This is a genomic window from Lentilitoribacter sp. JB5-8 (assembly GCF_055693385.1).
Genome location: NZ_CM146332.1, coordinates 703,777 through 718,127 on the forward strand (window position 1 = coordinate 703,777; position 14,351 = coordinate 718,127).

10 protein-coding genes are annotated in these 14,351 nt (G+C 45.6%); 7 read left to right on the forward strand and 3 right to left on the reverse strand.

What is annotated here, in order from left to right; genetic code table 11:
* Positions 1-158: 158 nt before the first annotated feature.
* Positions 159-956 carry a tetratricopeptide repeat protein gene (locus tag ACZ1GZ_RS03385; protein ID WP_472667019.1) on the forward strand — a complete coding sequence of 266 codons (798 nt, stop codon included), beginning with the start codon at positions 159-161 and terminating at the stop codon, positions 954-956.
* An 11-nt stretch (positions 957-967) separates the two neighbouring features.
* Here the strand turns inward: ACZ1GZ_RS03385 and ACZ1GZ_RS03390 are convergent, their stop codons facing one another.
* Positions 968-2,383 (reverse strand): helix-turn-helix domain-containing protein, encoded by a 1,416-nt coding sequence (locus ACZ1GZ_RS03390; protein ID WP_472667020.1) that lies wholly within the window; start codon positions 2,381-2,383, stop codon positions 968-970.
* Positions 2,384-2,499: 116 nt separating this feature from the next.
* Here ACZ1GZ_RS03390 and ACZ1GZ_RS03395 point away from each other — a divergent pair, with 116 nt between their 5' ends.
* From ACZ1GZ_RS03395 to ACZ1GZ_RS03420, 6 genes are all read left to right on the forward strand, one after another.
* The gene (locus ACZ1GZ_RS03395) at positions 2,500-4,032 is read left to right on the forward strand and encodes an acyl-CoA carboxylase subunit beta (RefSeq protein WP_472667021.1); all 1,533 of its coding nucleotides are present in this window, start codon (positions 2,500-2,502) and stop codon (positions 4,030-4,032) included.
* 424 nt (positions 4,033-4,456) lie between these two features.
* On the forward strand, positions 4,457-4,831 hold the full coding sequence (locus ACZ1GZ_RS03400) for a hypothetical protein (protein ID WP_472667022.1): 375 nt from the start codon (positions 4,457-4,459) through the stop codon (positions 4,829-4,831).
* Complete coding sequence (locus ACZ1GZ_RS03405) at positions 4,828-6,861, forward strand: acetyl-CoA carboxylase biotin carboxylase subunit (protein ID WP_472667023.1); 2,034 nt, start codon at positions 4,828-4,830, stop codon at positions 6,859-6,861. The genes ACZ1GZ_RS03400 and ACZ1GZ_RS03405 overlap by 4 nt, the downstream gene beginning before the upstream one ends.
* Positions 6,861-9,005: a methylmalonyl-CoA mutase gene (gene scpA, locus ACZ1GZ_RS03410; protein ID WP_472668222.1), complete on the forward strand. Its 2,145-nt coding sequence runs from the start codon at positions 6,861-6,863 to the stop codon at positions 9,003-9,005. The genes ACZ1GZ_RS03405 and scpA overlap by 1 nt, the downstream gene beginning before the upstream one ends.
* A 118-nt stretch (positions 9,006-9,123) precedes the next feature.
* Positions 9,124-9,543, forward strand: a complete 420-nt coding sequence (locus ACZ1GZ_RS03415; RefSeq protein WP_472667024.1) for a PilZ domain-containing protein — start codon at positions 9,124-9,126, stop codon at positions 9,541-9,543.
* Between the two features lie 179 nt (positions 9,544-9,722).
* On the forward strand, positions 9,723-10,403 hold the full coding sequence (locus ACZ1GZ_RS03420; protein WP_472667025.1) for a L,D-transpeptidase: 681 nt from the start codon (positions 9,723-9,725) through the stop codon (positions 10,401-10,403).
* 78 nt (positions 10,404-10,481) lie between these two features.
* On the opposite strand, the gene ACZ1GZ_RS03425 is transcribed toward ACZ1GZ_RS03420, so the two are convergent.
* A complete protein-coding gene (locus ACZ1GZ_RS03425) occupies positions 10,482-12,641 on the reverse strand; it encodes a malate synthase G (RefSeq protein WP_472667026.1) in 2,160 nt (719 codons plus the stop codon).
* Between the two features lie 118 nt (positions 12,642-12,759).
* Positions 12,760-14,169: a cytochrome P450 gene (locus tag ACZ1GZ_RS03430; RefSeq protein ID WP_472668223.1), complete on the reverse strand. Its 1,410-nt coding sequence runs from the start codon at positions 14,167-14,169 to the stop codon at positions 12,760-12,762.
* Positions 14,170-14,351: the final 182 nt, after the last annotated feature.

The window sequence follows — 14,351 nt, forward strand, 5'->3', positions numbered from 1 at the left end:
CTCACTAAAAATCAAACAGGTGCTGATCAAGAATCAGTTGTTAACCATCCGTTAGGGTTAACAGATTATTTATAACGCATCGAATAGGACACGCAAACTAATTGCAATTCCTCTTCAAACCAAAGATTTAGCACCGATATGGTGTATTGGAGCCCGATATGACAAACCTTGCAGATACAAGATCTATGTATGGTAAGTTAAACCGTTTGTTAGCAATTTCAGTGATTGCCATCGGTGTTACGGGCTGTGCATCTAAGGGCAGCATTACAACAGGTTCGGTCTCTAGTTTTAACAAACCACTATCACAAATGAATGCAAGTGAATTGGGTACTGCGGCCAATACGGTTGGCGCACGATATTCAAAAAACCCAAAAGATGCGGCAACGGCTATGCAATACGCGTCTATTTTGCAAATGAACGGGCAAAGCAAACAATCGCTGGCGGTTATGCAACAAGCCGCTATCCATAATCCTGAGGATCGCACTGTTTTGGCAGCCTACGGTAAATCACTTGCCAGTGCAGGTCATTTGGAACAAGCGTTAACCACTATCCGCCGTGCTCAAACACCGGATCAGCCGGATTGGAAGCTTTTATCAGCGGAAGGTGCAATTCTTGATCAATTGGGGCAAACAGTAGAAGCCCGCCGTAAATATCGCGAAGCACTGGATCGTAGACCAAACGAGCCATCAATATTGTCTAATATCGGCATGTCATATCTTCTTGCTGGTGATTTACGTACGGCCGAAACATATTTGCGCAATGCATCCAACCAACCCACCGCTGATAGCCGTGTGCGCCAGAACCTTGCACTTGTCATAGGTCTGCAAGGCAGATTTGAAGAAGCTGAACGTGTGGCACGCAACGAGCTTTCCAGCCAACAAGCAGAAGCAAATGTGACATATCTTAAACGCATGATCGCGCAAAATAATTCGTGGAAGAAGCTGAAAAAGACTTAAAACGTCTTTTATCAAAACCCGTAGGGTATTGTTCGACGCTTATTCGGATCGATTTCCAATTTTCGCTTGAGCGGTGGAACAGCTCGCTGGTGACAATCTGATCGATCGCAAATACGACACGAAATCCCAATGGGTTCAAAGGCTGTATCGCGATTGATATCCAAATCATCTGCATAAACCAGATCACCTGCATGAATAATCTCGCAACCCAACGCCAAAGCGTGACGTTGCACGGGTTTGCGAAACCCACCACTGCGTTTTGTCACAGCGGTTGATAAACATAAATATCGCACCCCATCGGGTGTTTCAGCAAGTTGGCGCAATATTTGATCGGGTGTTTCAAAGGCGCGGTGCGCATTCCACAGCGGGCAAGCCGAACCAAATCTGGCAAATTGAAGTTTTGTTGCACTATGACGTTTGGTAATGTTTCCAGCTTGATCAAGGCGCGCAAAAAAGAATGGGATACCTTTCGCGCCGGACCTTTGTAACGTGCTTAACCGATGCGCGACTTGCTCTAAACTTGCTCCAAAATAATCCGCGAGCATTTCAAGGTCATGGCGATATTCGCGCGCCGTTTCTAAAAATGCTCCGTATGGCAGCGTCGCAGCACCAGCGAAATAATTCGCCAATCCAATGCGGCAAATATCACGCGCATCTTCTGATCTAAATTCAGCCTGAGCGATGATATCATCCATGACCGTCTTATGTTCCAACAACGCAATTTGATGAGCGATCTGAAACGTGTTTGTTGCGTGATTGGCCTGGCTATTAAGGCGTAGTATCCGGGCGCTTTCATCATAAGACCTAATCATGCGGTCGGTAACATCATCATTTGACAAAGACACATGAACACGGTGTTTGCGCTCAATATGATCGGCAAACGCACGTAAATTTTTCTGACCACGATGATCAAAGCTACTTGAGAGCTTTTCGGCAAGTACATCCAGATCATGAACATAATTATCTAAGTAATGGAAGAAATCGCGCACTTCTTCATAAGGTGTCGGATCAGTGAGCGCGCCGCTACGTTCTAAAGTGTCGTCCAGTTCTGCTAATTGTTCGCCAGCATGCCGAAGTGCCTGATGCATCGATAAAAAAGCTTTGGCGACTGCAGGCGCGTTTTGTGAAACGAGTTTTAGATCCTGCACGCTCGGTGCCTCCCCGCCAAATAGCGGATCGGCGAGTGCTTCGGCCATGTCCGCCAACAAACGGTCACTGTCATCTTCCGACAATGTGGTGATATCAACGGCAAATTTTTCAGCAAGCGCAAGCAATACCGTTGCCGTTAGATGGCGCTGATTATTTTCAATCTGATTGAGATAGCTTGTTGAAATACCCAATTGATCGGCAAAACTTGCCTGCGTCAGCTTATTCTCTTCACGAATAGCTTTGATATTTCGGCCAACGAATAGTTTACGTCCACGCATATTTACAACTTTGCAAATTTAAATATGCAATATTTGCTAAACTGACTATGTTGCATTTTCAAGTCTTATTTTTCACGGAAAGTGCTTTATAAGCGTAGGTTAACAAAGGGGTTGATATGCAGCATATACTTGATGAACTTGAAAAACGCCGTGAAGAAGCAAGGCTTGGCGGTGGCCAGCGCCGTATTGATGCGCAACATAAAAAGGGCAAATTAACAGCCCGCGAACGTATCGATGTACTTCTTGATGAAGGCTCGTTTGAAGAATACGATATGTATAAAACCCACCGTTGCACTGATTTCGGCATGGGCGAAAGCCAACCGCCTGGGGATGGTGTTGTCACAGGCTGGGGTACGATTAATGGTCGCCCTGTTTATCTATATGCGCAAGATTTTACAGTTTTCGGCGGATCGTTATCTGAAACCCATGCTGAGAAGATCTGTAAGATCATGGATCTTGCCATGCAAAATGGCGTGCCGGTAATCGGCCTTTGCGATTCAGGTGGTGCGCGTATTCAAGAAGGTGTGGCATCCCTTGGTGGTTATGCCGAAGTATTTTGGCGCAATGCGCAAGCTTCTGGTGTTGTTCCGCAAATTTCCGTCATTATGGGACCTTGCGCAGGTGGCGCGGTTTATTCCCCTGCCATGACCGATTTCATCTTCATGGTCAAAGACACAAGCTACATGTTTGTGACCGGCCCTGATGTGGTGAAAACCGTGACAAATGAAATTGTCACTGCTGAAGAATTAGGTGGCGCGTCCACCCATACAAAGAAATCCTCCGTCGCAGATGGCGCATTCGACAATGATGTCGAAGCGCTGCTGCAAATCAGAGAATTCTATGATTTTCTTCCTCTATCGAACCGAGCGAATGCGCCAACACTTCCAACCCCGGATGAGATTGAGCGCGCTGAAGAATCACTTGATACCTTGGTGCCTGAAAACCCAAATATGCCTTATGATATGCGTGAGGTGATTGAGAAAGTTGCTGATGAAGGCAATTTCTATGAGCTGCAAAAGGATTTTGCCGGCAATATTCTGACCGGCTTTGTCCGCATTAATGGCGAAAGCATTGGCGTGATCGCTAACCAACCGATGGTGCTTGCTGGTTGCTTGGATATTGATTCATCGAAAAAAGCTGCTCGTTTCATCCGTTTCTGTAACGCCTTTAACATTCCGCTTCTCACATTTGTTGATGTGCCGGGCTTCTTACCGGGTGTCAGCCAGGAATATGGTGGCATCATCAAACATGGTGCAAAACTATTATTTGCCTATGCGCAGGCGACCGTTCCAATGGTAACCGTCATTACCCGTAAAGCCTATGGCGGCGCTTATGATGTGATGGCGTCTAAACACATTCGCGCTGATGTGAATTACGCTTGGCCAACAGCTGAAATTGCGGTGATGGGTGCGAAAGGCGCGACCGAAATTTTGTATCGCTCCGAGCTTGGTGATCCAGACAAAATCGCAGCGCGCACCAAAGAATATGAGGATCGCTTTGCTAATCCATTTATCGCCGCTCAACGCGGGTTCGTGGATGAAGTGATCATGCCGCGCAACACACGCCGTCGCGTAGCCCGCGCATTTGAAATGCTGAAAAATAAGGACGCCAATGAGCCTTATAAAAAGCATGACAACATGCCGCTATAGGGGAAAACAGATAAATGAAGCGACCCCTGCTAATCTACCGATCCTCATTGACTGCATTATTTATATCAAGTCTTACTTGCAGTTTGGCAATCGCAAAAGCACCAAACTATCAGCTTGTGGATACGGGTATACTGACCCACTCTAATTGGGGATTTGGTTATGACCTAGTGTTTGAAATAGATGACCTCCCCGAAGACGGTCTTGGTGGCGAAATTATGCAAAGGGATATGTCCATCCTTTGCCAGACATGGGCCCCACATCAAGTCAGACACATTAAGTCATTCTCAGGCAGAAATGAACAACCTAACTTTATCGCTGTAACGATAAAGTTAGGTACAGGCATCCTGGGAATCAAGGCTGGTAGATTTTTCAGAAGAGCATTCGCTACCGATGGAATAACATGTTTTGATGGATTGAGAGACTAATGCCTAAACTACCTTATATGCTTAAACATCGCGGTTTCCCATCACGTCTGCCTGGGACTGATTTTCAGTTTACCATTCGTCGTGCAGCACCTGTTGCAACGAAGATCGAAAAACGCGAACGGCATCCAGATCGCAAGAAAATTCTAACCGAAGCGGACACCAATTTTCTTGCCTGTTTATGGAAGGCCTTTGGCAATGAACCCTTTGAGCGCGGCAATTTAGATGCCGGTCGATTGGGCACATTGTTTATGCGCGAAGTTCTACCAGCCGACGATAATTTTGATCCGCAAGATTATGAAGCCATGCTGGTGATTAATGAGCCTGTTGCCCGCGCAAGTTTCCCAGAAAGTTTTGAAGAGGACAATTACAGATGATCACGAAAATCCTCGTTGCCAATCGCGGCGAAATTGCCTGCCGTGTATTTAAATCAGCAAAGAAAATGGGAATAGCAACCGTCGCGGTTTATTCCGATGCAGATAAAAACGCGCTGCATACCTCCATGGCAGATGAAGCTGTACATATTGGTGCAGCACCTGCGGCTGAAAGTTACTTGATCATCGATAAAATTATTGATGCTTGTAAACAAACTGGCGCTAATGCTGTGCATCCTGGATATGGCTTTTTATCTGAGCGGGCAGAATTTGCCGAGCGCTTAAAGCAAGAAGGTATCGTTTTTGTTGGCCCACCTCAGGGTGCGATTGAAAAAATGGGGGATAAGATCACCTCCAAAAAGATCGCCGATGACGCAGGTGTTTCCACTGTGCCGGGCCATATGGGTTTGATTGATGACGCAGAACATGCGGTTAAAATTTCAAGCGAAATCGGCTATCCCGTGATGATCAAAGCCTCCGCCGGTGGTGGTGGTAAAGGCATGCGTATTGCTTGGAATGATGATGAAGCACGTGAAGGTTTTGAACGCTCAAAATCTGAAGCTGCAAGCTCGTTTGGTGATGATCGTATTTTCATTGAAAAGTTCGTTGAAGAACCGCGCCATATTGAAATTCAGGTGCTTGCAGATACGCATGGCAATTGCATTTATTTAGGTGAGCGTGAATGTTCGATCCAGCGCCGCAATCAAAAAGTTATCGAAGAAGCCCCTAGCCCGTTTTTGGATGAAGCAACACGTACAGCCATGGGTGAGCAAGCCTGTGCGCTTGCACAAGCTGTGGGCTATACCAGCGCTGGTACTGTTGAATTTATCGTTGATAAAAACAGAAACTTTTATTTTCTGGAAATGAATACCCGTTTGCAGGTGGAGCATCCTGTCACCGAGTTGATCACGAATGTTGATCTTGTAGAGCAAATGATCAATGTGGCTGCAGGTGAAAAATTATCGCTTGCCCAAGATGATATTCAATTGAATGGCTGGGCTATGGAAAGCCGCCTTTATGCGGAAGATCCTTATCGTAAATTCCTGCCATCAATTGGTCGTTTAACGCGCTACCGCCCGCCGGCTGAAGGTGACATTGGTGATGGTAATATCATTCGCAATGATACCGGTGTTTATGAAGGCGGCGAGATCTCGATGTATTACGATCCGATGATCGCCAAGTTGTGCACATGGGGTGAAACGCGCGATGATGCGATCCAAACAATGTGCGAAGCGCTTGATATGTTTGAGCTTGAAGGCATCGGCCATAACCTGCCGTTCCTATCAGCGGTGATGGGGCATGATCGCTTCCGCTCAGGCAATATCACAACCGCCTTTATTGCCGAGGAATATCCAGAAGGCTTTAAAGGTGTGGAGCTAACGGAAGGCGAGCTTAATTCAATTGCATCAGGTGCGGCTGCAATGATGTTGGTCGAAGCTGAACGTCGTGAAGCACTGCAAAGTATCGATCTCGGCGCGACCAATCACGGTGAATATGAGTATGTGGTTCAGATCGGCGAAACTCCGATACCGGTCCAAGTTTCTCGCAGCGATGATAAGGTCGAAGGCACGTTTGATATTTCCGTCAATGAAGGCCCCGATCAACAGATATTTTGCACGTATACCCCCGGCGATACGCTGACGGTGTTCAGCTCTGCGGAAGATAAAAGCACGCAAGGTGTGAACTATTATTTGAAGACAAATCGCACCGCAGACGGATTTCGTATCCGCACCAGAGGCGCTGATTTGGACGTGAAAGTTCTAACGCCTCGTGTGGCGGAACTTTTAGCATTGATGCCAGTCAAAGAAGCCGCAGATACATCGAAATATCTGCTATGCCCAATGCCAGGACTGGTGATTGATCTTAAAGTTTCAGTTGGCGATAGCATTGAGGAAGGCCAGCCATTGGCAATCGTCGAAGCGATGAAAATGGAAAATGTCCTCAAAGCTGAGAAATCCGGCAAGGTGAAGGAGATCCCAGTGCAAACTGGCGATAGTCTCGCTGTTGACGCAGTGATTATGGAGTTTGAATGATGGCAGATCATGAGAGCAATAAACGCGATTGGCTTGATCTTGCCACCAAAGAAATGAAGGGCAAAGACCCTGAAACCTTGGATTGGCATACGCCTGAGAACATCGTTGTCAAACCTGTTTATACCGGTGATGATATCCCGGAAACTGCAAAAAATGATATGCCGGGATTTGCGCCGTTTACCAGAGGTATCAAGGCAACAATGTATGCGGGTCGTCCTTGGACAATTCGTCAATATGCCGGATTTTCAACCGCAGAAGAAAGTAACGCATTTTATCGTAAAAACTTAGCAGCTGGCCAAAAAGGGCTTTCTGTTGCTTTTGATCTTGCAACACACCGAGGTTATGATTCAGATCATCCACGTGTTGTCGGTGATGTGGGTAAAGCCGGTGTTGCGATCGACAGCGTTGAAGATATGAAAATTCTCTTTGACGGCATTCCGCTTGATGAGATGTCGGTTTCGATGACAATGAATGGTGCCGTCATCCCAGTGTTGGCAATGTTTATTGTTGCAGGTGAAGAGCAAGGGGTAGATCGCGCCAAACTTTCAGGAACCATTCAAAACGATATCCTGAAAGAATTTATGGTGCGCAACACCTATATCTATCCGCCTGAACCATCGATGCGCATTATCGCAGATATTATTGATTACACTGCGCGCGAAATGCCGAAATTCAATTCGATTTCTATCTCTGGCTATCACATGCAAGAAGCGGGTGCGACGCTCGCACAGGAGCTGGCTTATACGCTCGCTGATGGAATGGAATATGTCAGAGCTGCGATGGCAAAAGGTCTTGATGTCGATGCCTTTGCCGGCCGGTTATCTTTCTTTTTCTGCATCGGCATGAACATCTTCATGGAAGCGTCTAAACTTCGCGCCGCGCGAAAACTTTGGGCGAAAATCATGACGGATTTTGGTGCGAAAGCTGATCGCTCTAAAATGCTGCGTACCCATTGCCAAACCTCAGGCGTTTCATTGACCGAGCAGGATCCATACAACAACATCGTACGCACGACAGTTGAGGCGATGGCTGCAACATTAGGCGGGACCCAATCACTCCACACCAATTCTTTTGATGAAGCGATTGCGCTTCCGACAGAGTTTTCCGCTCGAATTGCCAGAAATACGCAATTAATTTTGCAGCATGAAACTGGCATTACAAATGTGGTCGATCCTCTTGGCGGTTCATATTATGTGGAAGCGCTCACCAATGATCTCGCGGATGAAGCATGGCGCTTAATTGAAGAGGTTGAATCGCTTGGTGGAATGACAAAAGCCGTTGAGCAGGGATTGCCGAAAATGCGGATTGAAGAATCAGCCGCGAAGCGACAGGCGCGCATTGATAAAGGCGAAGATGTGATCGTTGGCGTAAACAAATATCGTTTGGATGATGAAGCACCAATTGATATTCTTGATATTGATAATGCAAAGGTTCGAAAAGCACAGATCGCGCGTCTTGAAAAAATGAAATCGCATCGCAATGAGAAGGCTCATGGCGCGGCCATTGAAAATCTAAAACAAGTGGCCGCATCAGGTTCAGGCAATCTGCTTGAAGCTGCGGTGGAAGCTGCCCGCGCGCGCGCGTCGCTTGGCGAGATTTCAGATGCCATGGAAAATGCATTTTCACGTCACAAGGCAACGACACGGATTATTTCAGGTGTTTACCAGTCAGATTATGATGGTGATCCAGAATACGAAAACCTTAAGCAGAAAATCTCAGACATTACGGTTCAACGCGATAAACAACCACATATTCTCGTTGCCAAAATGGGACAGGATGGTCACGACAGAGGTGCCAAAATCATTTCAACTGCATTTGCAGATATGGGTTTTAATGTTGAATTATCTGATATGTTTGAAACACCGGTGGAAATTGCCGATAAAGCAGTTTCGAGTAAAGTCGATGTGATAGGTGTATCTTCGCTTGCAGCTGGTCACAAAACGCTCATCCCTGAGCTTATTCAAATGCTGAGGGATCGAGATGCCGACGATATCATCGTTGTATGCGGTGGCGTTATCCCCGAGCAGGACTACCAGATGCTAAAAGATGCAGGTGTTGCGGAAATTTTCGGACCTGGCTCAAATGTTCTGGATGCAGCAAATGCTGTTTTGGGTCAAATCTCAGGTCAGTTGCGTAATAATTAGTATAAAAATTCAACTGCTTAAACTAAAGGCATACCCGTGCCTGAGAGTATTAAACAGAATTTTAATAGAATCGGCCCATTATTATACCTAGTATTTTCACTGTATTGGGGCATATGTAATGACTGGACAAAAACCGTCCAAGAGTCAAATCAAAGGAACTGAGGGAAACTTTCTTTCTCGATTAATTGTCGAAGAGAAACGTGAGCATGTGCGTCGTCAGATGTATGCGCCATGTAAAGTTGGCTATATGAAAGACGGACTGCGCGGTTATAGCGTGATGAAGGGCATGATCGTCGACTTATCTGAAGGTGGCGCGCAGTTAAAACTCCCATTTATGTTAACACGAGGTCAGGATTTATATCTGCTACTACAGAATTTCCCCTTTAAGCTTGCAGCTGTAGTGGTGGAAGTGACCGACGTTGGAACACACTTAAAATTTGCTAATACTATCCCACCAGAGGCAGTGCATCAAATTGCATCTGGTCGACCTTATGTGAAACCAACAAAAGCCAAAGCTCCCAAAAAGGCACAAAAGTAATACTTTTGTGTTATGGACAGTTGCAAAGCGTTGCACAAACGCCATAGCCGCCCAATTAATGATAACATTCACGTTATTAATCCGTTTAAGACTTGCAAGTCGTTATTAATACAAAATAAACCATACCCATGAGATTTGCCTTTTGTGGCAAATTACGATTGGGGACATTAAGAATTATCATGCAGCGTCGCAAATTTCTTCAGCTTGGACTAGTTTCAACATCTGCACTGTTGGTTGGGTGTACAACCTCAAGTGAGACTTCAAATAAGGTTTCAAACGTACCAGCGAAAAACAAAGTTGGAACAATATACTCTGACGCATATGGTTCAGTAAATGACGGGGGCTTTCGCGTTCCTGCTGTTCCAATCGAAAAATTAGATACAAAATATCATCGCCAGATCGTGCGATTTAAAACGCGCCACCCGAAAAATACGGTTATCGTCAATACTAGACAACGACACCTTTATTACGTTCTTGGCGCTGGAAAAGCAGTACGTTACGGCATTGGTGTTGGCCGCGCCGGCTTTGCATGGGAAGGTGAAGCCTATGTGGCTTGGAAACGCCCATGGCCAACCTGGACACCGCCAAAAGAAATGATCCAACGTCAGCCACACCTGCGCAAATATGCCGATGGGGGCATGGAGCCAGGTCTTCGCAATCCACTTGGTGCGCGTGCGCTTTATTTATTCGATAGTGAAACCAAGCAGGACACTTTATATCGGTTGCACGGTACTCCGGAGTGGAAATCGATTGGCACCGCTGCATCGTCCGGGTGCATTCGCTTAATTAACCAGGATATTATCGATCTTTATCAGCGCGTGAAGCCAGGACGTCGTACAAAAGTTATCGTTATTCAATAAGCTAAAAAACAAGTTTCGAAATAAAAAGCCTCGAAGATGAAGTCATCCTCCGAGGCTTTTTTATTGTGCGGTGCTTTGTTAGCTGGCTTTTAGCTCCAAACGACGGCGATGCAAAACAGGCTCGGTGTATCCGCTTGGCTGGGCCCGACCATCAAGAACGAGTTCAAGCGCTGCTTGGAATGCGATGGATCCATCAAAGTTACCAGCCATATTTGTGTAATTGGCGTCACCCGCATTTTGACCATCAACGACAGCTGCCATTTTCTCCAAAGTACTGACAATCTGCTCTTTGGTGACCACACCATGGTGTAACCAATTTGCCATATGCTGGGCTGAAATACGCAAGGTGGCGCGATCTTCCATCAAACCAATATTATTGATGTCCGGCACTTTTGAACAACCAACCCCCTGGTCAACCCAGCGCACAACATAACCCAAAATGCCTTGCGCGTTGTTATCAAGTTCGTTCTGAATATCTTCAGGCGTCCAGTTTGGATTTTGTGCCACCGGAATGGATAAAATATCGTCTATATTAGCACGCCCACGGGATGCAATTTCTGACTGAACGTCTTTCACACTAACCTGATGATAGTGCGTTGCGTGCAATGTTGCCGCCGTTGGTGAAGGCACCCAAGCCGTGTTTGCCCCTGCTTTTGGATGGCCAATTTTCTGCACCAACATTTCAGCCATCATGTCTGGCATAGCCCACATACCTTTACCAATTTGAGCGTGACCTGCCAGGCCGCATTCAAGACCGATATCCACATTCCAATTCTCATAGGCAGAAATCCAAGCGGCCTGTTTCATATCCCCTTTACGGATCATTGGACCGGCCTCCATAGAGGTGTGCATTTCATCACCTGTACGGTCTAAGAAGCCTGTATTAATGAATACAACGCGTTCTTTTGCAGCACGGATACATTCTTTAAGGTTTACCGTTGTGCGGCGCTCCTCATCCATAATGCCCATTTTAAGTGTGTTCGGTGCCATACCAAGTGTTTGTTCGACACGGGTGAAAATCTCACTGGCAAAAGCAACTTCATCCGGACCATGCATTTTTGGCTTCACGATATACATTGAGCCTTTTTTGGAATTTGCAAAACGTCCATCAGGACCAATATCGCGCAGCGCAATTAAAGCTGTGATCATGGCATCCATCATGCCTTCAGGTGCTTCATTGCCATCTTTATCGATAATTGCAGGATTGGTCATTAGGTGACCAACATTGCGGATCAGCATAAGTACGCGGCCTGACAAAGTAAGATCTGATCCGTCAGGTTTTGTATATTCGCGATCTGGATTTAATTTTCTGACAATCGTTTTGCCATTTTTCTCAAGGGTTTCTTCAAGATCACCCTTCATCAAACCGAGCCAATTGCGATAAACAACTGTTTTATCTTCACCATCAACTGCAGCAATAGAATCTTCGCAATCCATGATGGATGTCAGAGCGGATTCTAACACAACATCTGAGATACCAGCTGGATCGGTGTTTCCGATCTGGCTGTTTGGATCGATGGAAATTTCGACATGCATACCATTTTTTACAAGCAAAATTTTAGATGGTGTTTCAGCTGAACCAGCATAACCTGCAAATTGGCTGTCATCTTTTAGGCCAACACGATCGCCGTTTGATAACTCAACGCTTAAAGCGCTATCCACCACAGACAAGGCTTTAATCTCGTTCCAGTCTCCATTGAGCGGTGCACTTTGATTAAGGAAGTTTCGTGCCCATGCAATGGCCTTTGCGCCGCGGACAGGATTGTAGCCTTTACCTTTTTCAGCGCCATCATCTTCTGAGATAGCATCTGTTCCGTAAAGTGCGTCATATAATGAACCCCAGCGGGCATTGGCAGCATTAAGGGCAAATCGCGCATTCATAATGGGTACAACGAGCTGAGGGCCAGCGATTTCGCAAATTTCGCTATCTACATTGCTCGTAGAGACTGAAAACTTATCACCTTCTGGAACAAGATATCCGATATCTTTTAAGAAGCTTTTGTACGCTTCAAGATCGTGTGGTGCGCCATTTTCGCGATGCCAATCATCAATTTTGCTTTGTAAATCTTCACGCTTTGCAAGAAGCTCTTTGTTCTTTGGTCCAAGGTCATGAATAAGCGCTGAGAACTGCTCAAAGAACTTATCTTCATCGACACCCGATCCCGGTAGGGCTTCATTGACGAGAAAATCATAGAGTTCGGAATGAATTTTAAGACCGTTTCGTTCTTGCATGGCCATATGTTGCTCCACTTATTATATGATCGAATTTTTCTATCGTTATTAAAGAGAGTCAATTATTTGTCAATTAGACCTTAAAGAATAAGATTGTTTCTATTTTGGAAACAATCTTATTCTACTAAACGTCGCGTTTACTAACAATCATCGGCAAGCCACCTTGTGGCTGCACGGTTAGTTTTTGGACTGGCCATGGATTTGTGTCTTTAGTGACATCAAATTGGTATTTCCGAAACAATACACCAAGCACAATAATAGCCTCTTGCAATGCAAAGGTCGCACCGATGCACACTCTTGGGCCTGCACCAAAGGGAAGGTATTGAAATTTATGGATTTTTGATTTGTTGTTGGGCATAAACCGCTCAGGTCGAAACACTCTTGGATCGTCCCACAACTCCTCATGCCGGTGCAATGTCCAAGGCATAACCAATACCGTGGTATCCTTTTCAATTGTCACCTCTTCCCCATTTGGCGATGTCCATTTATCATCAATTAGGGGTGCCCTATTGATGGAAGGTGCAGGGGGATAAAGCCTCATCGTTTCTTCAAAAACAGCCCGCGTCCAAGGCATTTCATCAAGCCAATCAACAGGATCAACATTATTTTCATGAACTTTATCAGCTTCTTCTTCCAGTAAGTTCCGATGCTTGGGCGAGTTTGCCACACAATAAAGCGCCCAACCTAAAGCACGTGCGGTGGTTTCATGACCTGCCCCAATAAACGTGATGATATTATCTTCAATCTCCGACCGTTTAAGTCCGTCAGGAGCTTCCTGTCGCAACAGCAATGTTAAAAAGTCTTCCGGCACATCTTCTTTGCCGCTTTTCATTGCGTCTCGGCGTTTATCAGCGGTATCAGACACAATTTTGCGAAATTTACGCATGATTGGAATGCCAAGCATACGTCGAAAGCGTGGGACCCATCGTGGTGCTTTGATTAAATCTAATGGATCAACACGTCCCATTGTATGCAGCAATCGATCAACGTCATTTGACAAATCATCTGTCTGCGAAACGATATCATTTGAAAACAAGGTTTCTGCGAGAATTTCATAGGTCATTTCGGTCATGTCTGTTGAGATATCAACCGTGCCATTTTCCAATGCAACGGGTTCATATTTTACCGCATATTGAACCGCACGCTGATGCATCAATTTAGCGAATCCTTTGGCGTGTCTTGGTGCGAAAACCGGTGCAACAGACTTTCGCGAACGCTTCCAAACCGGACCTTCAGCCGTTAACAATCCATCCCGCAATATCGGCCTTAAGATTAATTGACGAACAGTTGCCATGCGGTAGTTTTTGGCATTTTCGACCAAAACATAGTGCACAAGATCGGGATCATTGGCGATGAGAATGCGCTCATTTAAAAATTTCGTTTTAATCCAAGGCAAAGTGTAGGAAGGCTGCCCCCAAACCTCTAGAGGATTGGATAGCGTTGCCTTTATCACCTCAAAAATCGAAGGGATTGTCGTACGCGGTATCGGCGCTGGGGGCACAAATTCAACATTTTTATCAGGCATATTGTCCATATTCACATTTACGTTGTCTAACATTTGGGTCAATAATACTCCAAGGCACTGAATTATCGAAAAAATCCGTGAAAATCCTCACGAAATAGACTGGCAAATTTGGCATTCAAAGCACTTGCGATTATAGATTAAGCATATGATTTTTGCGTGATTCGCACGTCTAATTATACATACGCAACCAA